The 20,820-nt window shown below is 66.8% G+C and carries 24 protein-coding genes and 1 tRNA gene; 8 read left to right on the top strand and 17 right to left on the bottom strand.

Annotated features, from left to right (window positions below):
* Window positions 1-159 precede the first annotated feature (159 nt).
* Entirely contained in the window at window positions 160-561 is a 402-nt protein-coding gene (locus Rhe02_RS18885; protein ID WP_203909580.1) for a hypothetical protein, read from the bottom strand.
* Between the two features lie 125 nt (window positions 562-686).
* Window positions 687-917: a hypothetical protein gene (locus Rhe02_RS18890; protein WP_203909581.1), complete on the bottom strand. Its 231-nt coding sequence runs from the start codon at window positions 915-917 to the stop codon at window positions 687-689.
* Between Rhe02_RS18890 and Rhe02_RS18895 the strand changes: the two genes are divergently transcribed.
* The 3 genes from Rhe02_RS18895 to Rhe02_RS18905 all read left to right on the top strand — a co-directional run bounded on the left by Rhe02_RS18895 (window position 906) and on the right by Rhe02_RS18905 (window position 2,481).
* Window positions 906-1,532, top strand: coding sequence for a DDE-type integrase/transposase/recombinase (locus Rhe02_RS18895; protein ID WP_239123906.1), 627 nt, complete (start codon window positions 906-908; stop codon window positions 1,530-1,532). The two genes, Rhe02_RS18890 and Rhe02_RS18895, sit on opposite strands and share 12 nt — an antisense overlap.
* 191 nt (window positions 1,533-1,723) lie before the next feature.
* Window positions 1,724-1,882: a hypothetical protein gene (locus Rhe02_RS18900; RefSeq protein ID WP_203909582.1), complete on the top strand. Its 159-nt coding sequence runs from the start codon at window positions 1,724-1,726 to the stop codon at window positions 1,880-1,882.
* A 377-nt stretch (window positions 1,883-2,259) separates the two neighbouring features.
* Complete coding sequence (locus tag Rhe02_RS18905; protein WP_203909583.1) at window positions 2,260-2,481, top strand: hypothetical protein; 222 nt, start codon at window positions 2,260-2,262, stop codon at window positions 2,479-2,481.
* Between the two features lie 115 nt (window positions 2,482-2,596).
* On the opposite strand, the gene Rhe02_RS18910 is transcribed toward Rhe02_RS18905, so the two are convergent.
* Complete coding sequence (locus Rhe02_RS18910; protein ID WP_203909584.1) at window positions 2,597-3,199, bottom strand: phosphoribosyltransferase; 603 nt, start codon at window positions 3,197-3,199, stop codon at window positions 2,597-2,599.
* 690 nt (window positions 3,200-3,889) lie between these two features.
* Here Rhe02_RS18910 and Rhe02_RS18915 point away from each other — a divergent pair.
* A complete protein-coding gene (locus Rhe02_RS18915; RefSeq protein WP_203909585.1) occupies window positions 3,890-4,039 on the top strand; it encodes a hypothetical protein in 150 nt (49 codons plus the stop codon).
* Between the two features lie 394 nt (window positions 4,040-4,433).
* Window positions 4,434-4,673 carry a hypothetical protein gene (locus Rhe02_RS18920; protein ID WP_203909586.1) on the top strand — a complete coding sequence of 80 codons (240 nt, stop codon included), beginning with the start codon at window positions 4,434-4,436 and terminating at the stop codon, window positions 4,671-4,673.
* 63 nt (window positions 4,674-4,736) lie between these two features.
* On the opposite strand, the gene Rhe02_RS18925 is transcribed toward Rhe02_RS18920, so the two are convergent.
* A tRNA-Lys gene (locus tag Rhe02_RS18925) sits at window positions 4,737-4,809 on the bottom strand.
* A gap of 725 nt (window positions 4,810-5,534) precedes the next feature.
* Between Rhe02_RS18925 and Rhe02_RS18930 the strand changes: the two genes are divergently transcribed.
* A complete protein-coding gene (locus tag Rhe02_RS18930) occupies window positions 5,535-5,969 on the top strand; it encodes a hypothetical protein (protein WP_203909587.1) in 435 nt (144 codons plus the stop codon).
* Between the two features lie 4 nt (window positions 5,970-5,973).
* Here Rhe02_RS18930 and Rhe02_RS18935 read toward each other — a convergent pair whose 3' ends face one another.
* Window positions 5,974-6,282, bottom strand: a complete 309-nt coding sequence (locus Rhe02_RS18935; protein ID WP_203909588.1) for a hypothetical protein — start codon at window positions 6,280-6,282, stop codon at window positions 5,974-5,976.
* A 38-nt stretch (window positions 6,283-6,320) separates the two neighbouring features.
* On the opposite strand from Rhe02_RS18935, the gene Rhe02_RS18940 reads away from it, so the two are divergent.
* Window positions 6,321-7,109, top strand: coding sequence for a TrmH family RNA methyltransferase (locus tag Rhe02_RS18940; RefSeq protein ID WP_239123907.1), 789 nt, complete (start codon window positions 6,321-6,323; stop codon window positions 7,107-7,109).
* A gap of 19 nt (window positions 7,110-7,128) precedes the next feature.
* Window positions 7,129-7,875 carry an Hsp70 family protein gene (locus tag Rhe02_RS18945; protein ID WP_203909589.1) on the top strand — a complete coding sequence of 249 codons (747 nt, stop codon included), beginning with the start codon at window positions 7,129-7,131 and terminating at the stop codon, window positions 7,873-7,875.
* Here the strand turns inward: Rhe02_RS18945 and Rhe02_RS18950 are convergent.
* The 12 genes from Rhe02_RS18950 to Rhe02_RS19005 form a co-directional block, all read right to left on the bottom strand.
* Window positions 7,872-9,449 (bottom strand): S8 family peptidase, encoded by a 1,578-nt coding sequence (locus Rhe02_RS18950; protein WP_239123908.1) that lies wholly within the window; start codon window positions 9,447-9,449, stop codon window positions 7,872-7,874. The two genes, Rhe02_RS18945 and Rhe02_RS18950, sit on opposite strands and share 4 nt — an antisense overlap.
* 34 nt (window positions 9,450-9,483) lie before the next feature.
* The gene (locus tag Rhe02_RS18955; protein WP_203909590.1) at window positions 9,484-11,094 is read right to left on the bottom strand and encodes a thiamine pyrophosphate-binding protein; all 1,611 of its coding nucleotides are present in this window, start codon (window positions 11,092-11,094) and stop codon (window positions 9,484-9,486) included.
* Window positions 11,094-11,855 carry a cyclase family protein gene (locus Rhe02_RS18960; protein WP_203909591.1) on the bottom strand — a complete coding sequence of 254 codons (762 nt, stop codon included), beginning with the start codon at window positions 11,853-11,855 and terminating at the stop codon, window positions 11,094-11,096. Before Rhe02_RS18960 ends, Rhe02_RS18955 begins: the two co-directional genes overlap by 1 nt.
* 50 nt (window positions 11,856-11,905) lie before the next feature.
* Window positions 11,906-12,466: a GNAT family protein gene (locus tag Rhe02_RS18965; RefSeq protein WP_203909592.1), complete on the bottom strand. Its 561-nt coding sequence runs from the start codon at window positions 12,464-12,466 to the stop codon at window positions 11,906-11,908.
* Window positions 12,463-13,521: a glycosyltransferase family protein gene (locus Rhe02_RS18970; protein ID WP_203909593.1), complete on the bottom strand. Its 1,059-nt coding sequence runs from the start codon at window positions 13,519-13,521 to the stop codon at window positions 12,463-12,465. Before Rhe02_RS18970 ends, Rhe02_RS18965 begins: the two co-directional genes overlap by 4 nt.
* Entirely contained in the window at window positions 13,518-14,576 is a 1,059-nt protein-coding gene (locus Rhe02_RS18975; protein WP_203909594.1) for a hypothetical protein, read from the bottom strand. The genes Rhe02_RS18970 and Rhe02_RS18975 overlap by 4 nt, the downstream gene beginning before the upstream one ends.
* A complete protein-coding gene (locus tag Rhe02_RS18980; RefSeq protein WP_203909595.1) occupies window positions 14,573-16,315 on the bottom strand; it encodes an ABC transporter ATP-binding protein in 1,743 nt (580 codons plus the stop codon). The genes Rhe02_RS18975 and Rhe02_RS18980 overlap by 4 nt, the downstream gene beginning before the upstream one ends.
* Window positions 16,312-16,920 carry a nitroreductase family protein gene (locus Rhe02_RS18985; protein WP_203909596.1) on the bottom strand — a complete coding sequence of 203 codons (609 nt, stop codon included), beginning with the start codon at window positions 16,918-16,920 and terminating at the stop codon, window positions 16,312-16,314. The genes Rhe02_RS18980 and Rhe02_RS18985 overlap by 4 nt, the downstream gene beginning before the upstream one ends.
* 1 nt (window position 16,921) lies before the next feature.
* A complete protein-coding gene (locus Rhe02_RS18990; protein WP_203909597.1) occupies window positions 16,922-18,586 on the bottom strand; it encodes a hypothetical protein in 1,665 nt (554 codons plus the stop codon).
* Window positions 18,576-19,205 (bottom strand): TOMM precursor leader peptide-binding protein, encoded by a 630-nt coding sequence (locus tag Rhe02_RS18995; RefSeq protein WP_203909598.1) that lies wholly within the window; start codon window positions 19,203-19,205, stop codon window positions 18,576-18,578. The genes Rhe02_RS18990 and Rhe02_RS18995 overlap by 11 nt, the downstream gene beginning before the upstream one ends.
* Window positions 19,184-20,464, bottom strand: coding sequence for a YcaO-like family protein (locus tag Rhe02_RS19000; protein ID WP_203909599.1), 1,281 nt, complete (start codon window positions 20,462-20,464; stop codon window positions 19,184-19,186). Before Rhe02_RS19000 ends, Rhe02_RS18995 begins: the two co-directional genes overlap by 22 nt.
* Before the next feature lie 82 nt (window positions 20,465-20,546).
* Entirely contained in the window at window positions 20,547-20,762 is a 216-nt protein-coding gene (locus Rhe02_RS19005; protein ID WP_203909600.1) for a hypothetical protein, read from the bottom strand.
* Window positions 20,763-20,820 lie beyond the last annotated feature (58 nt).

The following is a 20,820-nucleotide window of genomic DNA, read 5'->3' on the forward strand; positions in this document are numbered from 1 at the left end:
GCTAGCCATCGCGGCTGCGGGGGCATGCTGGCTCCGGGCTCGAGGGTGCTCCACAGACAGGGTTGGACTCTGGTAGCGAACCACGGTTTGAGGTCGCATGCGGTGATTACTTGGGGTGCGTGCCCGCGTCGCCAGCCTTTGCGGGTAAGCCAATGCCCGTCACTGTAGAGATTGCCTGGGTTCTCGGAGGCTTGCCGCGGGCGTCAGCTTCTCGATTAGAGCCAGTTGATTCGCGTTGATCGCGCCGCCGAACCGCACGTCGCTGTGCAAGGTCGCCGCGATGCTCAGATAGCGCTCGATCTCCGGGCCTCGTCCATGCAAAAACGGCTCCGTGCCCGCCCACAGGCGAGTCGCCTCGCCGACACCCTCCGGTGGTGTCTGGGCCTCGCCCCGTCCCCATTCCTCCCACGCGGTCACAAGCGTTGCCCGCTCCCCGGTGGACAGCCGCGTCAGCAGCTGGAACTCCTGCAGATACCGCAACTCCAGCAGGTAAAGCTTGAGCAGCACCTCGGTGGCAAGGCCGGCGCCCGCGGCCTGCGCAAGGTGATCGTGAACGGCCAACGCATTGAGGAACCGTTTGATCGCCTACGGGCTTCGCCAGACACCAGCGGACATACCCCTGGCGATGCTGGCCGCCAGAACCAGATGCTGTACCGAAGGGCCTGGCCGATCGGATCCTGAAGAGATCACATATGGGCCGTTCCGGCTCGCCGCCGCTGGTTACAAGCGGCGATGACGTCGGCTAGCTCCGGACCCGTAAGTGTCCCGGCGTTGCGACATAGCAGCAGCGCGATGTACGCCTCGGCCTGCTCGACCGACAGCAGAGGCAACGAGATCGGCAGCTGCACAACGCCGAGCTGCGTGACCAGGGCCGGGGCGTCAACCGTAAGCGGGTTGCTCGGTTGATGCGCCGTCACGAGATCGTCGGGTTGCACCTGCGCCGCCGGTACCGGACCACGATCCGCGGTAAGACCGCGATGTCGGCCGCTGACCTGCTGGCTGGTGACTTCACGGCCGAGCAACCAAACGTGAAGTGGTGCGGCGAAATCGCCTACCTGCGGGTGGGCCGGTCATGGATGTTCCTTGCCACCGTGATCGACCTGTACTCCCGCAGGCTGATCGGATACGCGATGGCCGAACACATGCGCGCCGACCTGGTCATCGACGCCCTACGCCACGCCGTCGCCGCACCGGGCGGCCAGGTCGACGGCGTCATCTTTCACACCGACCACGGGTCAGTATACGTCGCAGCGTTTCGCGAAAGCTTGCGCCGCATACGGAATCCGCCGCTCGATGGGAGCTATCGGGTCGAGCACGGACAATGCCGTGGCCGAGTCCTGGTTCGCGGGCTGAAACGGGAACTGCCGCACGGCGCCCGCTGGGCCACCCCGCAACGCGCCCGGCTCGACGTGTTCGGCTGGATCTCCTTCTACAACAACAAAAGACGCCACTCCACACTGGGCTACCAATGCCCAGCAGCCTACGAGAACCGAACCCAACCATCAACCGCTATGCTGGCCCTGGCCGCATGAAACCCGGTGTCCGCCTCCCGGGGTAAGCCTCAGATGATAGTGCCGCTGCGGGTTTTGGCGTTTCAAAAGAAAATTGAAGCTTCTGGTTCCGTCTCTGGTTGTCGAGGAGTTCCGGCGTAACCGTCCACGCGTGGAGGTGGAGGCCAGTATCGGGGTCAAGGAGCAGGTCCGGCTTCTGAGAAATGATCTGCATGGAGTTTGGCGGTGATGCTCGGCATGCGTGGCTTGAGGAAATGTCGCACCAGCTGCTGCTGCTGAGCGCGATGACGCTGCGGAATTTCAAAGAGGTCGACGAGTTGCTTGAGAAGGCGACGCGGCTGGAACCAACCGTGCAGGACAGGCCCGCGTGATAGACAGGGCGCTGCAGAAACTTGCCCCGTTTCACCTCGCGAAAACAGTGTCGCCGATAGGCTGCTCATCGAGCTGTACCGCTCCGCAGTCGACGCGGCGGCAGGGTCGGAGCAGTTCGCGTTTGTAACCTCGAACTATCAGGATTTTTCGCTTCCCAACAGCGAGCGCCAAGAGCCGCACCCGGATCTCGCGCCGGTGTTCGCAGCCGCGAATTCCGAGTTCGTGTACGGGTTGACGGGCTACACCAGTTCCTTTCGAAGGCCCTTGGTGCAGCCTTTGACGAGGAAGTCGAGGAAATACGGCTGGTGCACGAAGATCCCCGGACGCTGACGGAATTCTGGCGGCTGAGCAGGAGTTCTTCGAGAAGATCTGGTATGTGCGCAGCTTGATCCGAGTCGAGAAGGCAGCGGCCGGCGACGGTGAGCCCGCGACAACGGAGATCGAAGCCAGAGCCCTCGCCGCCATGCGGGCGATCGAAGAGCGATACGGCACCGAAACTGTTGGGCCCTGGGACGACTGGAACTGGGGCTACGTCCACGGCAAACTCTCGGCGCTGCGCTGGGTTTTAGGAAGCGAATGGGACTTCCTGGACACGTGAGAGACCATCGCGGGACGTCCAGCCCGGACTCATCCGGAACTGTGCTGATGTCCGAGCGCAGCTGGGGTTAGCAAGCGGCTGCCCGGCCCCTGCTACCCGCCGCTGGGGATTGGCCTCATTTTCCGCGCTTCCCGCGCTCGTTCGGCAGATCGTGGCGCCATCCGCTAACCATCCACGGCATCGCGGTTAGAAGCCGGTCAACCCCTTTGAGGCCTCTGCCCATTATTTCCCTACCAACAAAGTCGGGCTGAATAATCGCTTTGGGGCTCGAGTACACCGCTGCGCTCAAGATTTGTTTGCCGCCTTCCTGGCCGGATATCCAGTCCATCACGGCACCTAGCCCAGCCCCAGTGTCGTTCACACAGGACACGACAAGGATCGATGACGCGGCGGTGAGGTCAGGCAAGTGCGGTCCAATGGTGGTTACTCGTGTACCTGAACGACGTTCTAAAACCAGGGACGCTACGCAAGGAGCGTTCAACCGCACATTTGTTAGCAGGCCACAGATCATTGCGGCAACGATGGCTCCACTGCGGTTTACAGCCACGATCGCGTCTGGTCGCACGCTCGAGTCAGCGTTGATGAGTGAAGCCAATCGGCGGACATCTTTGATGACTGTACGGAATGGAATGCGCCGCCCCATCAGCGGAGCCCGGGAGAGGAAGGCCACCAGACCGGTGGCGGCGAGACTTGAGACCACGCCGAGTACGAACTCCACGGCACAAAGGTTACGGTGCCCTGGCAAATGGAGTCGATGCCTCAGATGGCCTATCAGTATCTTCGAATGATCGCGGCTTCTGCCCCAAAATCCACTGGCCAACACCTTAGCGGAGCTGCAGGCCAGACCCCACCCGCTGGCCGACTGACCGCTCGCGTGGAAGCCGCAATCCACCCGCATGCGGTGGCCTGGCCCCGACGGATCGACGTTGGGGTTGTGCTGCAGGGTTACCGGACTTCTTCCTTACATGCGCCGCTGCCCCCTGCGTGAGCAGCGATTGCGCTCGTCCGCGCCCTCGGAGGATTCCGTGACCAGCTACAACGTCTTGGACTCAAGCACCAAGTACCGTCATCGCGACCTGGGCCGGCGGGTGGGAGGACCACAGCGGCACCGTCACCAGCTTCACCGACCGAGATCAAGCCGCCCAGTTGGCGGTTCTGCTTACCCGCCTATCCGAGGACGCGTGGGATGCTGCCGCATTCCTTGACACCACCGCGATCATCGAATCGGCAATCGACGTCGCTCGGCGGCTCCGGAGCGCAGATTGAATCGACGGGCGAGGTGCGCTGGACGCGGATCACCAACATGTACTCGACGACGAAGTATAAGCACATGGGTGTGCGGACCTTTGCCTACCCCAGTTCCGCCTAGCTGCTGGGGCCGGGGTTCGACGAGAACACGGTCGTCGGTGTGATCTGTCAGGAGCGGCACGGCGAACGGCGCACCGATCCGAGCACCGGCAGCAGCTCGACCGTGTGGTATCGCACGGTCGACAAGAAATGGTTCCCGGCGCTGTACTGGGACCTGCCCGTTCCCGCGCCTGATGTCAGGGACTGCTGATCATCTGGTTCCGCCGGCCGCTCATATGGGACGCCTCGTCGCTCGCCAGGAACGCGATCACGGCCGCAACCTCTTCCTTGCGTCTCCGCCTATTTGCGCGATGCTCAACAGGCCGCTTCGTTGCGACAGATGGTGTTGGTATCGGTGCGCGCGAGCCGGTGCGAAACTACAGATCTACAGGTTCTCCTGGATCAGGTTCTCAGCCGTCTCGACTCTGGCTCTTTCGGAATATTGCTCGGTCCGGTTTGTCTACAGACGTGAAGACCGCCCGCGCGACGTGTCCATGTCGCCAACAGCCGCAAGATGCGCGATGCTGACCATCAGCTGCCGAAGCACCTCGGCGCTAATGTCCCATAGGTAACTATGTTGATATCGGCGTAGATCCACTGCTCGGATGACCTCTGGCCAGCGTGAATGCGGCTCGGATTCTTCCATTTTAGTCCAGCCGAGGTCTACGCCTGCAAATGAGCGACAGGCCAGGGGTCTGCGGCGCATCGTCAAGGGCCGAATTGCAACCGTGCCAAGTGAATACGACTTCACAGCGTGGCTGGATTTCCTCAAGCGCGCCATCGACAAGCACATTGGCCGCGGCGCGATGCTCCGGGTGCGGGTGGATCAGATTGCTAGCTTGTAGCGCTGCTCAACAACGAGGACGCCATCGAACTGCCTCTTCAGAGGCAGTTCGGGAACTTCTGAGTGCGCCGCCAGGGACTCGAACCCCGAACCCGCGGATTAAGAGTCCGCTGCTCTGCCAGTTGAGCTAGCGGCGCTCATGGCAACGGGAGAAACCCTAGCATGGCCGCCCGGTGGATCTCCAATCGGTATCCCCATGACCTGGCAAATGTGACAAACGTTTCACGGAATAGTGCGTTACGCGTATAAATCGGGCATCGCATTGCCGGCCGCCTTCTCGGGGCAACTGGCAGGAGAGACAGCCGTCGAGCGTGAACGAACGGTGTCCCCGGCGGCGGCACGGGCTAGGGAGCAGCGCAGGCTTAAGTGCTGCCGAGCTGCTGGGCGCAGGCGGCTCGTGACTACGGTTTGCAGTTCGGCGACCGATGGGCCCCAGCCGCCGTGCCAGGCGTGCTCAACGCCGTAGAGCGTGCCGAGTGGAAGAGCGATGACGGCGGCGCTGTACTCGGTTCGGGTGAGGGTTTCTTCGGCCCATTACGCCACATGGAAGTGAGGTGGTGGAATGCCTCAGTTGCTGCGGCGACGGCTGAGTTTGGCAGTGTGGTGCCGGTTTCAGCGAGAGCGGGTGGCGGAAGATCGTGAATGGCGCGGGGGCCTAGCCCCGCCAGTTCGCGCAGGGCTGGACCGTCGTGGCCGTCGGCAATCCAGTGGGCTGCCCACCAGGGGACCAGTTCCACGGCGATCATGTCCAGCACGAGCCGGGCGGCGACGGTGACGGTGTATCGACGACGTCGGGGAGGCTCAGGCGTAGCGTGGCAGGCCTTGGAGAGTCGGGCAACGGGGGCGTGGCAGGCTCAAGGGTATGTGGAGCCTCGATGCGGCCAATAGTCCGGAGCTGATCACTCGGCTGCGGCGGCATGGGCGGCGGGTGGGGTTCGAGGTCGCGTGGGTGGGCGAGGGATGGCGGGCGCTGGTCGAGCAGTGTCACGACCGGCTGGTGGCGGCCTTTCCCGATTATGAACTGCTGGCGATCAAGCAGAAGTGGGCTGTCCTGGAGTATCAAGCGTTTCCGTCGCCTTGGGTCGACGGCCGGGCGACCTGGCAGGAGGACGAATACTGTTGCCTGCAAAGGATTGTCGACGAGGTCAAGGGTGAGTCGGAGAGCGTATGTGAGTGGTGTGGTGCTCAGGCGAGGCTGCGCGACTGGCGAACACTTGAGCTGACGTTGTGCGACGGATGCGATGCCGGGTTTGCAGACCCGCCTTGGCCGTTGTCGCGAGGGACGAGCGGGGGGTAGCAGGTTAGAGAGGGCGGCGGGGCCGGGCGCGGTCCCACCATTCAGCGGCGGGATCGCTGCCGGCGAGGCGGTCGATGGTGCCGGCGACCGCCTCGATGTGCGCTCCTGATCCGCCTGCCCAGCAGAACGTCCAAAGCTGGCGCGCTGCCTTGTGGTACTGGTGAATGGTTTCGTCTACGGCAAAGGCGTCAACCTCACCAGCTCGAAACCGGTCGATGGCATCAGCAACGCGGCTTACCAGGCCGGAAAGGCATTGCTCGTGATAGGCGGAGACCTTGTCGGTGGCCTGGCGTCGTTTGGCCTTGGCGTCCACAAAGGCACCGTACCGTGTCGGCTTGAGGACATCGCGGCGTGTGGAAAGCTCTGGTCATGGGCGATGTGATCGGCGACTGGGAGGAGCTCTCCGGCAGCGGGGAGCAGGCCTTCCTCGACGGGTTCCATCCGCTCAAGCACGCGCTGCGCTTCGAGGCCGACCTGCGTCTGATGATCACCGATGACAAGCGCGGTGTCTTGGCGCTCGCGGCAAAGCTGGCTCCGGACATCGCCGGCAGTCTCGACCGTGATCTCGTCGAGCTGCCCGCGCGGGAGTTCGTTCAGCTGGTGCCCAGGCCGCATGTCACGCGGGTCGCGTCGCTGGCACGCCGTCCGGCGCGGGCGCAGCTGCGCGAGGCGCTCTATCACCAGCCGAGGCTGACCCCGACGATCGTGCTGGAGAACCCGCGAAATCTCGGCAACGTGGGCGCGGTGGTGCGCCTGGCCGCGGGGTTCGCGGCCACCGGGGTGATGACCACCGGCACCATCGATCCCTGGCATCCGCAGGTCATCCGGGGGAGTGCCGGGCTGCACTTCGCGACCGCGGTCGTGGCCACGTCGGTGACAGACCTTCCCGAGGGACCGCTGTTCGCGCTGGATCCCGACGGGGACGATATCCGGTCCCTCACGTTTCCGGGCAATGGGTTGCTGGCGTTCGGCTCGGAACGTCAAGGTATCTCGCCCGAGCTGCGGCAGCGGGCTGATCGCCTGGTCGCCATTCCGATGCGGGCCAGGGTTTCCAGCTATAACCTGGCGACCAGCGTGGCAATGACACTTTTCCATTGGGCGTCGGGCGGCCATGACGGCTCGCATATGGACGTTTTATAACGTCGCTACGGTGCGGGTCATGAGTGGGCAGGTCTTCATCAGCTTCTCGCACGAGCATGACGCGGGCTACGCGGCGCGGTTGGCCGCTCACCTGGCGGCGGCGGGAGTGGCCGCGCGCTACGACACCCAGCCGATGTCGGAAAACTGGTGGGAGACCTACACCCGGGCCCAGGTCGACTCCTGTACGGCGGTGATCGTGGTGATGACCCCGGAAGCGCAGGTTTCCGGGTGGGTCGGCCGGGAGGTGGATCGAGCGCGAGCGCAGGGCAAACCGATTGCGGCGCTGCTGCTGCGCGGGGAAAGTTTCGTGCCCGGGGTGGAGTTCGAGGACGTCAGAGACGGAAGCATGCCCGGCCCACAGCTCGTGGAACGTTTTACCGCAGGCGAACCGGCAGCGGAGCGAGCCGGGGCCAGTGTGCTGGTGCGGGCCGGCGCGCTCGGGCTCGCGGTGGGGCTGGAGACCAAGGGCGGAGTCTTCACGCCGCTCATCTATCGCGGTGCGCCCGTGCCGTGCCAGCGGACCGAGGTGTTCACGACGGCGGACGACTTCCAAGAGGTGATCCAGGTCCGGGTGTTCCAGGGCGAAGACGGCCGATTGGTCGTGCCGGAACAGCGGCTCGGCAACTATGAGGTGCGCCTGCTGGAGAGGGCCCCGCGCGGGGTTCCGGCCATCCATGTGACGTTTCAGGTCGATACGACCGGCACGTTCCGCCTCACGGCCAAGGATGCCGCTGGCCGAGACGTGCCGGTCGCGAAACTGGGTTAGATCAGCAGGTACCCAAGAATGCCTTCGACGATCTGGCCCTCACAGTTGCTGTCGAGAGAGTCGAAGTGCTCGCCGTTGCCGCGCACCACGCATCGGCGCACGGGCCGGTTGGGGGCGCTCGGTGGAGCGTTATAGGCGTAGCCGATCAAACCGATGACGACCTGGCCCTCACAGTTGGCGGTCACCGACGTGAAGTGGTCGCCACCGATGCGGCATTGGAACAGCGCGTGCGTCCCGGCCACGGCGCTGGTGTGGACCTGGCCGAGGATGCCCTCCAGGTGGTAGACGCCGCCGGGGTTGGTGGTGGAGCTGATGTGGTCGCCGTTGGTGCCGTAGTAGCGGCCCAGCGCGACGGTGACCGGTGGCGGGGTTCCGGTACCGGTGAACAGCAATCGGTTCGGTGAGCCCGCGCCCGGATCGGTGATCACGTTGAGGGTCGCGCTGGCGAACATGTTCGCCGCCACCTGCGCCGGGGTGAGACCCGGGTTGCCGGCAAGGATGAGCGCGGCGCCCCCGGCGACGTGCGGGGTGGCCATGGAGGTGCCGCTCAGGATGGCGGTGGCGGTGTCGCTCGTGTTGTAGGACGAGACGATTTCGGCTCCGGGGGCGTAGATGTCGGTGCAGGTGCCGAAGTTGGAGAAGGACGCACGGGCGTCGGTACGGGTGCTCGCGTTGACGGTGATCGCTTCCGCCACCCGGGCCGGGGTGAAGTTGCAGGCGTCGCTGTTGCTGTTGCCCGAGGCGATCGCGTAGACGACGCCGTCGGCGATTGAGTTGCGCACAGCGGTTTCGACGGTGGCGTTGGAGCCGGGACCACCGAGGCTCATGTTGGCCACGGCAGGCGCGCCTGCGGCGTGATTGCCGGTGACCCAGTCCACGCCGGCCGCCACACCGGCGAAGCTGCCGGATCCGGTGCAGTCGAGCACCTTGACCGCGGTCAGCGCGATACCTTTGGCCACACCGTATTGAGCCCCGCCGACGGTGCCGGCGACGTGGGTGCCGTGGCCGTGGCAGTCGCTGTCATTGCCGTCGCCGGTGGTGTTGGTGCCCCACACGGCACGCCCGCCAAAGGTGGTGTGCGTGATGCGGATGCCCGTGTCGATGATGTAGGCGCGAACGTTCGATGCCGTGGTGGCGTAGGTGTAGCTGTTGTCCAGCGGTAGGTTGCGCTGGTCGATGCGGTCCAGCCCCCATGACGGTGGATTGGGTTGCGTGTCGAGCGCCTGGACGGTGCCGTTCTGCTCGACATAGGCCACGTCCGGCTCCGCGGCGAGCCGCTTCGCCGAGGCCAGGCTCATCGTGCCCGCGAAGCCTTGCAGCGCATGCTGATACGTGTGCTCGACCTTGACCGAGTGCTTCGCGGCCAGCTGCCCCGTCAGCGTGGTTACGCCGCGGGTGGAGGCGTCCTTGAAGACGACGATGTAGCTGTCGCTGATCGCATTGGGGTTGCCGGTGCCCAGGACCTGACCTTCGGGAGCGGCCATCGCTGCGGTGCCGGTGGTCATGACGACGACGGCGGCGGTGACCGCGCCGAATCCTGCCATACGAAGCCGGAGACGATTTAGTATATGCATAGCGATCGATACTAGACACATGAATTGCTATGCGTCAATGTCCGCGGAACGCCTCCTCCAGCCACCAGGAGCCGTGTGCGGTGCGCACCTTGGCGTCGATGAGCAGGGGAGTGTCGCGGGGGCCGGCGAGCCAGGCGTGAGCACCGTCCAGATCGGACAGTGTGCGCACGGTGATCGCGGTGCAGCCGAAGCCGCGGGCGATGGCGGCCAGGTCGGAATCGGGGAAGGTCACCGTGTCGAGCGGATGGCCGTCGGGACCGAAGTGGTGGACCTCTGCGCCGAAGGCGGCATCGTTATAGACGACGATGACCATCGGCAGGCGCAGCCGGATCACCGTGGTCAGCTCGGCGAGCGACATCAGGAAACCGCCGTCGCCAAGGGCGGCCACCGGCAGCCGGTCGGGTCGTGCCAGCGCCGCACCGATCGCGCTGGCCAGGCCCAATCCGACCGACTGAAATGCCTGGGTGAAACAGAAGCCGGCGTTATCCGGTACCGACAAAAACATGGATGGATAACCCATGAAGTTTCCAGAATCGATGGCCACGATCCGCTCGCGCGGAAGCAGGGCGTCCAGCGCGATGGTGAAGGTACGCGGGTCGATGCTCGACAGCGTGCTCTCATCCGGGTAGGGCACGTCACACCACCGGATCTGGGCGGCGATGGTGGCCCGCAGGTCATCGTCGCGCCAGCCCGCGCTGCTCCAGTCGCCGAACGCGGCCAGCGCCTCGCTGGCGACCCGGGCCACATCCGCGATGACACCCAGATCGGCCCGGTGGTTGACGCCGATCGCGGCGGGATCGAGGTCGACCTGTACGACGTTGGCGGAAGCGGGGATGAGGCGGCCGTGCCGGGTGGTCCACATGTTCAGCGTGCTGCCCCAGGCCACGACCAGATCGGACTGGGAGATGAGCGAGGCGGCCAGCGGAGAGGCGAAACCGCCGGACACGTCGAGATTCCACGGGTCGCCCTCGAAAAGGCCCTTGGCCGCGGCCGAGGTGGCGAGCAGCGCACCGCATCTGTCGGCCAGCTGGGTCAGCGGATAGCGGGCGCGGGTCGCGCCGCGGCCCGCGATGAAGACCGGCTTGCTGGCACCGCGCAAGGCGTGCAACAGCTCCTCGATGTCCACTGTGGACTCATCGGCACCTGGCGGCGGGGGCAGGTCGGGCAGCTCGGTCTGCTGGGCCTGTACCTCCAGCGGCAGCCCGAGAAGCACCGTCCTCGGCCGTGGGCCGGTGACGGCCTGCCAGGCGGTGAACACGTCGGCCGGCTTCTCCAGGCGCAGGAAATCGGCCCCTATCCCGGACGCCAGGCCCGGCAGGTCGAGGTGGAAGTTGGAGCGCGGATTGGTCGCCTCCGGGGTGAGCACCAGCAGCGGGGTGCGGCTCTTGGCCGCCTCGGTGATGCCGGTGAAGGCGTTGGTGACCCCCGGACCCTGATGCACGCTGAGCACGCAGGGCTGGCCGGACACCCGTGCGTAGGCGTCGGCCATCGTGGCCGCGCCAGCCTCGTGGGCGGCCGGGACGAAACGAGCCCCGGCCGCGACGAGGGCGTTGGTGGCATGGAAGTTGCCGCTGCCGACCAGGCCGAAAACGTGATCGACTCCGAGCTGGGCCAGCAGCCGGCCGACCGCCTGCGCGACGAGCATCAGCGTTGTACGAGCGCGAGGACGCGGCAGGGGCTACCCGATCCGCCCACGATCGGCAGCGGCGCGGCAATCACGACCGCACCGGTGGGTGGCAACTGGCTCAGGTTCTGCAGCTGGGTGAGCCCGTATTTGTTGGCGCCCAACAGGAAGGTGTGACACGGAAACGGCGGGTCGAAGGAGTGGGCCGCGCCCGCATCGGTGCCGACCGTCTCCACGCCGACTCCCAGTACCACAGACTCCTGCGCGATCCATTTAGCACAGTCGACGGAGATGCCCGGCGAGCTGCCGCCGTTGAGGAAGGCCTCCGGATCGGCGGACCTGGTGTCCCAGCCGGTGCGGTAGAGCAGCCAGCCACCAACGGGCAGCGCGCCGTGCTCGGATTCCCAGGCCTTGATGTGCTCCACCTCGAGCAGGAAGTCGGGATCGGCGGCGGCCTGGGCCGAAAAGTCAAGCACCGCCGCGGGGGCGACCAGCCGCTGCGAGGGCACCTGGGACACGTCGTCGGCATCCTGGCCGGTGACCCAGTGGATCGGCGCATCGAAATGGGTTCCGGTGTGCTCGCCGGTGGTGATGTTGTTCCAGTACCAGGCGGGCCCGCGCTCGTCGTAGCGGCTGATCTCGGTGAGCGCAAAGGGCCAGGTCTGGCCGAAGTTGTCGGGCAGGGCAAGGATGGGGGTGTGCGAGGACAGCGGTGCGGTCAGGTCGACCACCTCGATCTGGCCCTCGGCCACGGCGGCAGCGAGCTGGGAGAGCAGCGTCATGGGTTGACGCTAGGACGCTGATCGAGATCGGTCAACGCCCTACAACGTTATTACGTTTCGAAGCCGTGGCGGTCGATGACCTTCCCGGCAGGCCAGCGCGAGATGTCGGCGGTCGCCGCAAGCACCATGGATACTGAGCCGATCATCAGCGCCTGGAAGGGGCTGTGCACGGTCGGCGTCCTGATCGTCGTCTCGGGCGGCAAGGCCGTCCAGCCCACACCGTTATAGGCGGCCGCGGTGTCGGCGTTGCAGGTGAAGTAGCCGAACGGGACCCTCAGCTCGATCAGCGCGCCGCTCACCCGCACCGCCAGCTGACGGGCCAGATCGCTCTGCGCCCAATCCGGGTGGATCGCGAGCAGGCCCACCTCGCCGACGAGCTGGTCCACGCCGTCGACCCGGACGAAGCGGCGCAGGATGCCCGCGTGCCCAACGGCCTGACCCGCGACCCGGGCGATCACCCGGAACTCGGGCCGGGTACAGGCCCAGCTGCGGTCGCCGGTGAAGTAGGCGCTCGTCCACGGGAACGCCAGCTGCAGCAGAAGAGAAAGGTCGGCATGGTCGGCGCGGACCAGATCGTTCTCCCAGCGCTGGAGCCACTCGACCGCGGTCATGGCCTCACCCCGCCGGCGTGGCTGAGGATGCGGGCCGCCACCTCGTCCGCGTCGCCCCAGGCCGCCCGCAAGGGATGGGTGGCGTCGGCGGCGCCGCGCAGCTTTTGCGCCATCGCCCATAGCGTCGATGGGTCGTCGGAAGGGGTGCAGCGCATCAGCAAACCGGTGCTCTCCAACAGTTCCAGGCGTTCGTGGAAGCCGGCGCGGATGGTGCGGCCGGGATCCGGATTCACCGCCGCGATCACCGGAACACCGTTGGAGACCAGCTCGCAACCGGTGAACCCGAGCGCGTCCGCCAGCACCACGTCGGCGGCGCGGTAGTAGAGGTCGGGACGATCGGTGCGCCCGACCCACCTGATGTTCGGGGTGGTCGGCGCGGGCTTGCGCAGCGGGGGCGGGTCGGCGAGCAGGAGGAGCTGGTCGCTGTCGCCCGCGTAGGCGGTGAAGGCGCGCAGCGCCTGAAGCTGAATCTCCAGTGCCGCCTTGCGATCGGGCCGCCCGCCCGCGGCCACGAGCAACACGAGGGCATCGTCGGACAGGCCCAGCTCGGCTCTGGCCGCGTCTCGCTGGGCGGCGAAGTTGTCGACGATCGGGCCGCAGTACCAGACCGGGGCGGTGGTGCCCAGCGGCACCGGGTGCGCCTGCGGGAAGTCGGGCACGACTATCTCCACGGCGTCATCCATGATCACATCCAGCTCGGGTTGACCCAGCTCGGCGAAGAACCAGTCGGTCAACAGCACGTTGGGGATGGCCAGCACCCGGCGGCAGAACGAAGGCACGGTAAGGAACTCGTCGCTCACCACCAGATCCGCAGGCATGCTTTGGTACAGGAAACGCCAAACCCGCCAGCCGGCGTCGTAATCGCTGTCGACGGCATCGTCGAACCCGAGATCCTCGGCGTCGACTCCGCGCGAGCGGTAATAGGCCATTCCGCTTCCGGCGGAAGCCAGGCTGATCTGGGCATCCGGCCGCAATCGGCGGATGGCGTTGATGATGCGCAGATCGCGGGCGGCATGGCCGAAGCCGTGCCCGCGAGACACAAAACTGATTCTCACAGATTCTCCTTGAGCACGCCTTCGGTGAAAGCTTCAGCCGTGTATTCGTCCAGGAAAGGGCCTGCCGCTTCCAGCTGCCACGCGGGCAGGTAGCGATCGAAGACGCCGCGAGCAAGAGTGGTCACGCCGAGCCAGCCGGTGTCGCGATCCAGCGCCTCGCATACGCCTACCGGGTCATCGCCGAGCAAGCTGACCACCTCCGCGCCCAGCGCCCAGGCGGTCAGCCATAGGCCGGCGGCCACATCCGGGCGAAGCTCGGATCTGGTGGCGCACAGCGCGGCAGCGCGTTGCGCCGCCAGCCGCCGCAGCGAGGCCGTATCGACGGCCCGCTCGGCGAGGACCTCCATCGGGTGGCGCGGGGCCCAGCCGGAAGGGGAGCGGTGCAGGTAGAACGGGCGTGGATAGGAACGGGAGAAGCAGGGGAATAGGTCGATGGCTGGCGTGTCGAAGGCGCCGGTGTCACCGGAAAAGCATGCGGCCAGTCGCAGGCCCATCGAGTGGTTTCCGGTGAGGCTTGGTTTGGTGTCGTGTTGAGCCATATTGGGTACCACGGCAAAAGCTCGAATATCCAAACGCTGCAACAGTTCTGACAGCAGCACATCGTCTTGCGGTATCACCGGGTGAAGGTTTCCGGCCACGCGGGCCACGTGGGCGGGAAGAACCGAGGCCACCGTCGGCAGGTAGGGGTCGCACACCTCGACCCAGCGATGCCCGAGCCAGGCCGCCAAGCGGACCGCATAAGAGGTGGTGCAGGCCCACTCGGTGAACAGGCAGATGGCATCGCCCGGCCGTTGCGCGATCGCGGCCAAAAGACGCTCGGCGAACGACTCTCCTAAAAGGACATCATCCTGAAGCACGAGGTGATGGGTGGCGTCCGGATCGACCGCCGCCCAGGCCCGGACGGCCGCCCGCGCCGCCGACGGAGGGCCGGTGGGCAGCGGGTCCACCACGATGCGCAGCCCGAGCTCAGGATGCAAGTCGCACAGCGCTTGCGCAGCAGGCAATCGCGAGGGATGGGTCATCACCGCGGCGGACAGCCGGATCGCCTCGCTCATCCCGACCAGCTCGCTTCGGTCAGCTGCTGCTCTCGCACTTGCAGCAGATCGGCGTAGCTGCCCGATGCGTTGCGCAGCACGCCATGGGTTCCGGTCTCCACCACCCGGCCCTCGGCGAGCACGACCACCCGATCGTCGTCGCGCAGACCGGAGAGGCGGTGGCTGATGACTATCAGAGTGCGCTCGCCGCGAAACTCGTCGATGGCCGCCTGGACAGTGCGCGCGGTGGCCCAGTCCAGGGAGCTGGTGACCTCGTCAAGCACGATGACTCCGGACGGGGAAAGGATCGCACGTGCCAGCGCCAGCCGTTGCCGCTCGCCGCCCGACAGCTGGTATCCGCGCTCGCCGACCGCCGTGTCCAGACCGTCGGGCAGAGCGGTGATGAGGTCGTCGAGCCCGAGGCGGGAAAGCACCTCACGCAGTTGTGCCTCGCTGGCGTCGGGCCGGGCGAAGAGCAGGTTCTCGCGGATCGTGGCATTGAACATGCTCGACTCCTGCGGCACCAGCATGACCAGCTCGGACCGGAGCGACGAGGCCGCCTCGGGCACCACAATGGTGCCCTGGCTAGGTTCCAGCAAGCCCGCTATGAGGTACCCAAGCGTGCTCTTGCCGGAGCCGGTCGACCCCACAATCATCGTGCTGGAACCAGCGGGAAAGTCCAGATCGATGCCCTCCAGCACGATGCGGCTCGAGTCGGGGTATTCGTAGCCGACCCCGCGCAGGCGCACCTGCCAGGCCCGCGAGGCCGCCGAGGCGAGCGGTGCGGGCAGCGGGCTGATCGGCCCGAGGTCGAGGTATTCGAAGACGCGATCGAAGCGGGCCAGCGACATGCGCAGCTGGGCGCTCAGGCTGAGCAGCTCCTGCAACGGCCCCGACAATTGCAGCTGCAGCACCACAAGCACGAGCGCGGTGCCGATGGTGAGGCTGGTGAACCCGCCTCCGGCCATCCAGTAGACCAGCGGCGGAATGGCGGCGAAGGAGACCCCGATGATGGCGCCCGCGGTCGTCCCGGCGCTGCGCTGACGGGTGGTGAGATCGGCGATCGCCCTTGACACGCAACGGAATTGGGCCAGCTGCAGGTCCCACCGGCGCAGCGTGCGGCCCAGCAGCACGCCCGGCAGCGAGAGATGCTCACCGGCCAGGCGCATCATGTCCGAGGTGCGCTCCTGGGTCTGCACCGCCAGCATCCGCTGTTTCTCGGCATAGGCCCGGTTGACCAGCGCCATGGCTAGGGTGAGCCCGATCGCGGCCACCGCGATCGGCCAGCTCAGCAGGAACATCGCGACGCCGATGGTGACCACTATGGTGACCGAGCCCAGCGCGCTCTGCGCGGTGAACGTGACGACGTCGGATATACCGCCGATATCGCTGGCGAGCCGGGTCTGCACCTCGGACCCGGACTTGCCCGCGTGGAACGTTATTGGCATGCTCTGCACCCGTTGATAGACGTCCATGCGCAGGTCGTGCACCACGCTGAGCCCGATGGAGTTGGCCAGCCTTCCCTGGGCCACGAAGAGCAGGCTCTGGGCCACCCCCATCACCAGCATCGCCAGGCACAGCAAGGTCAGCAGACGCCTGTCCTGATGGGGAATCGCGTCATCGACGATGGCCCGCAACAGCAGCGGGGTGAGCACACCCATGCCGGTCGAGACCACCACGGCCAGCAGCGAGAGCAGCAAACGCCCGCGGTAACGGGCAAACCGGCCGATGACACGGCGGCCCAGCGTGCCGAGGCTCATCGCCGGTCTCCTTCCGGCCGCCCGAGCGCCAAGGTGAACAGGTGCCGCAGGGCGCTGCCGGTGCGCTTGCGCACCAGCGAGGTCACCTCGGCCGAAGCCCGGCCGAACGGGCAGCCGGACAGCCCGTTGGCGATGGCGCAAAGCCATGCGGCATAACCAAACCCGGACGCGCGCAGGAGCGCCTGCCGGTAACCCGCGCCGCCCTGCGCCACGACGGCGGCGCTGACGTCGGCACACACGAGCAGCAGGACCGGAGCGGCCGCGTAGCGGCCGGCCAGTAACGCGGCCAGCTCACCGAGCGGTTGCGCGTCGGCCGGGCGGCCGTCGTCGAACCGGCCCAGCGTCGCGATGGCTGGATCGGACAGGTTGGTGGCCACCCATGCCTCGGGTGTGGGGGCCGAGGTGCCGTGCGGCCACAACGCGGCGTCAGCGCACGCCGCGCCGTGCAGGAGGGAACCGATGACGGTCCGCGGAACCGGGTCACGACTGAAGGTGCGTACCGATCTGCGCGCGTCGAACACCTCGTGCAACGGTGTGCCGTGCGGTGGTTCCTCCAGCGCCGCAAGCGTTTCCGGCCAGAGCTGGGATTCGGCGATCAGTGGCATGTCATCCTTCCCCGGGCCAGATCTGGGCCACAGCGGTGATCTGCTCGTGTTCGTCGAGCTCAAGGGACTCACGCAGGCTTGACGCCCACCGGTCGCGCACGGTGACCCGCAGCCCGTGGCCGGTCGCCGCGGCGTGCAGCTGAACCAGGGCGCACCCGGCGTCGAGATGGGCCAGGCGCAGCGAGAAGTCGCCGTATTTGGGGCGCTGGCGGCCTACCGCGCCGACCAGGATCAGCAGCGCCGCGGCGGGCTCGATCGGGTGGTCGGTGGCCGGTGCCATCGTGGTCACCAGCTGGTGGCTCAGATCGTCGTACTTGAACACCGTCCCGGGCGCCGCGCCGAAGAGGGGCTCCCGGCAGAGCAGGAAAAGCTCGACCGAGCCGAGGTTTCCGCCTGACGCTGTCCATCTGAGACGCTCGCCGTTGCCTTCGGGTGGCCGTTCACCCGCCACCCGAAGGAGTAGATCCGCGAGCACGGCCTCATCCACGGCGGCCGATCGGGTGGGTCTGACCCAGTCGCCGGTCAGGACTCCCGGTGTCGGGCCAGGGTCTGGGCAGGGGACCCGGGGTGAGGTGTCGTACCGGGCCCGTACCCGTTGCAGCGCCAGGTAGCTCTCGTTGCGCCCGGTGCTGACCGGACGCTCAGCCGCCGAGCTTGTCCGAGACGGTGCCGCCACGAGATCCTCGTACGCTTCAGCCCACTGGGCAGGCCTACCGATCGGGGTCGAGCAGGCGCCGCAACCGGGCTGCGGCGCGACCAGGAACCGCTGCGACGTCAGCTCGGGCCAGGCGGTGCGAACCAAAGCCTGCTCGCCCGCAGCGATGCTGAGGTCGGCCAGATAGGCGAGGGCCTGTGCCACCACCATGCCCGCGGCCACCTGCCATCCCGCAGGATCATCGGAAACCGCTGGCGGACAGGGGAAGTGGGCTTGATGGCTGGCGTCGAAGCACGACCAGCAGACCGGGCCGTGCGGTGCCAGCAGCGGGCCGACCTCGATAGCGGTCCCGTCCACAGCGAAACGCAGCACCGCCACTCCCGCGTCCAGGCACGCCTGCACCCACTCGCCGACCCCCATATCCCGGCCGGGCCAATGCGCCAACAACACCAACCCCTGCCCCGCCCGCACCAACTCCTCCGGCAACGACCGCGCTGGCGCGGCAAGCGCCTGCGACGGTGGCGCGGCGAGTGCACCGACTCCGGTGGCGAGGAGGTCGGCGTTGATGGCTGCCGCCAGCGGCGGTGGGGCCACGGTGAGGACGGTGGAATCGTTCAGGGCAGCCAGGATCTGACTCGTAGTGGCGAAGCGGCCCGACCCTCCGGCGGTCATGGCGAAATAGTCGAGAACCGGTTCGCCGATCGAGCTGGCCGAGCTGAGCGGGCTGGCAGAGGTGGCAGGTTCGGGCTCGACCAGGCCCTGGCGGTGCAGGATGGTGATGACCCGGGCGACCACGTCGCGGGGCAGGCTGAGCGCCTCGGCGAGTTCGGCGATGGTGTGCTCGCCGGTCATGGCGGTGGCCACCGGGAGGAGCAGCCGTTGCGCGTCCGCCCCGGCGATTTTCTTCTGTAACCGGCCGGCGGCGAACATGACCCCGCCATCGACCGCGAAAACGGCCACACCGCGGCGGATCCGCGGGCGCGGCGACTGAGGCAGGGTTTCAGTGGACATCGGCGTCAGCCTTCGCGGCGAAGGACCGGAACAGGGTGTGCAGGCCCGCTGAAACCCGGGTCAGCTCATCGCTTTGGCCGCATCGAGGGCAGCCGTGGCAGGCGAGCACCTGGTCGGTGCGGATCGAGCCAGCGAGCAGATCTGCCGTCAGCACCTGCCCGGCGACCTGACCGCTCAGGGCCAGCTCGGCCAGCCCGGCAGCGATCCGTGCGTGGTGCGGAAGGAAAGCCGCTGAGCCGCGGGCCGGGTCGGCGTCGAACGCCGCGCAGATCGCCGACGTGGTCTCGTGGTTCTCGTCGAATTGACTCTGCCGCGCTCGATAGCAGGAAATGCAGGGGCCTTCGGGCGGCGCGAGGAAGGGGCCCACCCGAACCACCGGATGGTCGAACTCGATGAGCAGCCAGGGCTTGCCCAGAGCCCAGGCGAGATCGTCGATGCGCTGGGTCAGCGCGGGTGAGGGCCGCCAGAGCGCGGCCACCACCACAGCCACGTCATCGAAGGCGGCGTCGGGGAACTCCGGGGCAACGGCCGGGCGTGGCGAGAGCAGGGACGCGACGCGGTGCCCGAACGGCCCAGCCGACAGCACCCCGATCGAGCTTAGGCGAATGGTTGGGGCCACTGGTTCAGCTCCTCGTGGGTCAGGGTGCGGTAGCCCATCGCGCCCGGCGCTGAGTAGAGCCGGGGATGGGCACGGTATTGGGCCAGCGGTGTCAGCGACATCGGCTGCAGATCCGGGATGATCACGGTGACCGCGCACAGGCCGACGTCCGCCAGCTCAGTGGTGGTCCGGTCGACCGCGATCACCGGCATGTCCAGCTCGGTGAAGCGCTGGACCGCCCGCGCCAGGCCGGAGGCGGGATCTGCGGCGTATGTTCCGCGGTCTACATAGGAGGGCCGGGCGGGTGTGGTACCCAGAAGAAAATCGAAGTGTGCTTTGTTCTTTGGTTTTCCCATGAACCGGGCGCCGTCGGCGATGTCATGAAAGTCGGCGAAGGAGTCCGGCTCGGTCCAGTCTTCGTGGAGGTGGCCGCGAATGCCGATCGACTCGAGCAGCGCCTTGTAGGCCGCTGCCGCGATGGTCAGTCCGGTGCCGCAACCGACTATGGTGTAAGCCTTTTCGTCGTGCGGCGCGATCTGCACGCAGTACGCGGTGGGAATGCCGATGTCGCTGGTGGCGTCGAGAACGACCGTCTCCACGAAATGCCGTCGGCTCCACTCGATGAGCTCGTGCTCGCGTGCCCCCAAGGCCGCCATTGGCACATGGGGCAGCGGCAATTTCTGCAGCCAGACCAGCGCGATCATGTCCCGCTCCACCACCTCGCAGAGCCCGCCGAAGAGCGCCTCGGCCGGGTCGACGTGGACCGCGTAGCCGGTTGAGATGCCGATGATGAAATGTTCGGCCTTGACCCGGTGGGGCAGCCGGTAACCTGCCATCACCAGCGGCACCCAGGTGTCCACGCCGTCGCGCAGGTCGACACCTTTGACCCAGCGGATGGGCGCCTCCTCGGCGAAGGGCACCAACGGGCAGCCGGGATTGGCGTACTCCTGCTCGGAACAGCACGATATGTGGCGGAAGTTGAGCACCCGCCCGGAGAGCTCGGCAGCGGTGCCGGTCACCACGCCGTCAGAGGTGAATTGAGCGCCGCTATAACGTTCTGCGCCTTCGGCTATGGCAAGCATGCGTGCCGTGGCCTCATCCTCGGTCGACCGCCCGCCGGCCTTGAGCCGGTTGTGTTCGGTCACCCCGGTACCGGGGACGCCGCTGCCCAGATCCGATTGGAAGGACCACAGGCCGGGCAGCCCGCGATGATAGGCGCCTCCGCTCACCGAGCCGATCAGGCCATAGGCGGAAACCAATGGGTCCAAAAGTGTTGTCATGTCAGCCCTCCGGGTGTCCAATCCGGATGGTCGCGCCATGCGTGCCCAGGAGCGACCATCCGGGCTGCGACCTACGCGGCCGTCAGCAGCAGTTGGTGCAGCTGCAGTTGCTCATGCAGGCCGGTTTGCACATGCAGGCGCAACCGCAACCACCGCCGCCTAGGCAGTCGGTCAGGACGCGGGACGGGTCCATCGGTCCCTCGAGGAGTTCCCGGACCATGTCCTCCCAGGTCCCCTCGGCTTCGTCGATGGCGAGATCGACGCTCATCTGCTCGGACACAAGACTTTGTTCGGGCATTGATCCCCTCCGTGGCGGTTCATGCGCGCCAACGGTTTCCCCGTCCCGGCACCGGCCG

The sequence above is a fragment of the Rhizocola hellebori genome, from assembly GCF_016862955.1.
GTDB classification, from domain to species: Bacteria; Actinomycetota; Actinomycetes; order Mycobacteriales; family Micromonosporaceae; genus Rhizocola; species Rhizocola hellebori.

What these genes read in the sequence shown, in the direction of transcription:
- Rhe02_RS18895 (WP_239123906.1), top strand. Translation starts at nt 906, where the DNA reads ATGCGCCGTCACGAGATCGTCGGGTTGCACCTGCGCCGCCGGTACCGG.
- Rhe02_RS18900 (WP_203909582.1), top strand. Translation starts at nt 1,724, where the DNA reads ATGGAGTTTGGCGGTGATGCTCGGCATGCGTGGCTTGAGGAAATGTCG.
- Rhe02_RS18920 (WP_203909586.1), top strand. Translation starts at nt 4,434, where the DNA reads ATGACCTCTGGCCAGCGTGAATGCGGCTCGGATTCTTCCATTTTAGTC.
- Rhe02_RS18930 (WP_203909587.1), top strand. Translation starts at nt 5,535, where the DNA reads ATGTGGAGCCTCGATGCGGCCAATAGTCCGGAGCTGATCACTCGGCTG.
- Rhe02_RS18945 (WP_203909589.1), top strand. Translation starts at nt 7,129, where the DNA reads ATGAGTGGGCAGGTCTTCATCAGCTTCTCGCACGAGCATGACGCGGGC.
- Rhe02_RS18950 (WP_239123908.1), bottom strand. Translation starts at nt 9,449, where the DNA reads ATGCATATACTAAATCGTCTCCGGCTTCGTATGGCAGGATTCGGCGCG.
- Rhe02_RS18955 (WP_203909590.1), bottom strand. Translation starts at nt 11,094, where the DNA reads ATGCTCGTCGCGCAGGCGGTCGGCCGGCTGCTGGCCCAGCTCGGAGTC.
- Rhe02_RS18960 (WP_203909591.1), bottom strand. Translation starts at nt 11,855, where the DNA reads ATGACGCTGCTCTCCCAGCTCGCTGCCGCCGTGGCCGAGGGCCAGATC.
- Rhe02_RS18965 (WP_203909592.1), bottom strand. Translation starts at nt 12,466, where the DNA reads ATGACCGCGGTCGAGTGGCTCCAGCGCTGGGAGAACGATCTGGTCCGC.
- Rhe02_RS18975 (WP_203909594.1), bottom strand. Translation starts at nt 14,576, where the DNA reads ATGAGCGAGGCGATCCGGCTGTCCGCCGCGGTGATGACCCATCCCTCG.
- Rhe02_RS18980 (WP_203909595.1), bottom strand. Translation starts at nt 16,315, where the DNA reads ATGAGCCTCGGCACGCTGGGCCGCCGTGTCATCGGCCGGTTTGCCCGT.
- Rhe02_RS18985 (WP_203909596.1), bottom strand. Translation starts at nt 16,920, where the DNA reads ATGCCACTGATCGCCGAATCCCAGCTCTGGCCGGAAACGCTTGCGGCG.
- Rhe02_RS18990 (WP_203909597.1), bottom strand. Translation starts at nt 18,586, where the DNA reads ATGTCCACTGAAACCCTGCCTCAGTCGCCGCGCCCGCGGATCCGCCGC.
- Rhe02_RS19000 (WP_203909599.1), bottom strand. Translation starts at nt 20,464, where the DNA reads ATGACAACACTTTTGGACCCATTGGTTTCCGCCTATGGCCTGATCGGC.
- Rhe02_RS19005 (WP_203909600.1), bottom strand. Translation starts at nt 20,762, where the DNA reads ATGCCCGAACAAAGTCTTGTGTCCGAGCAGATGAGCGTCGATCTCGCC.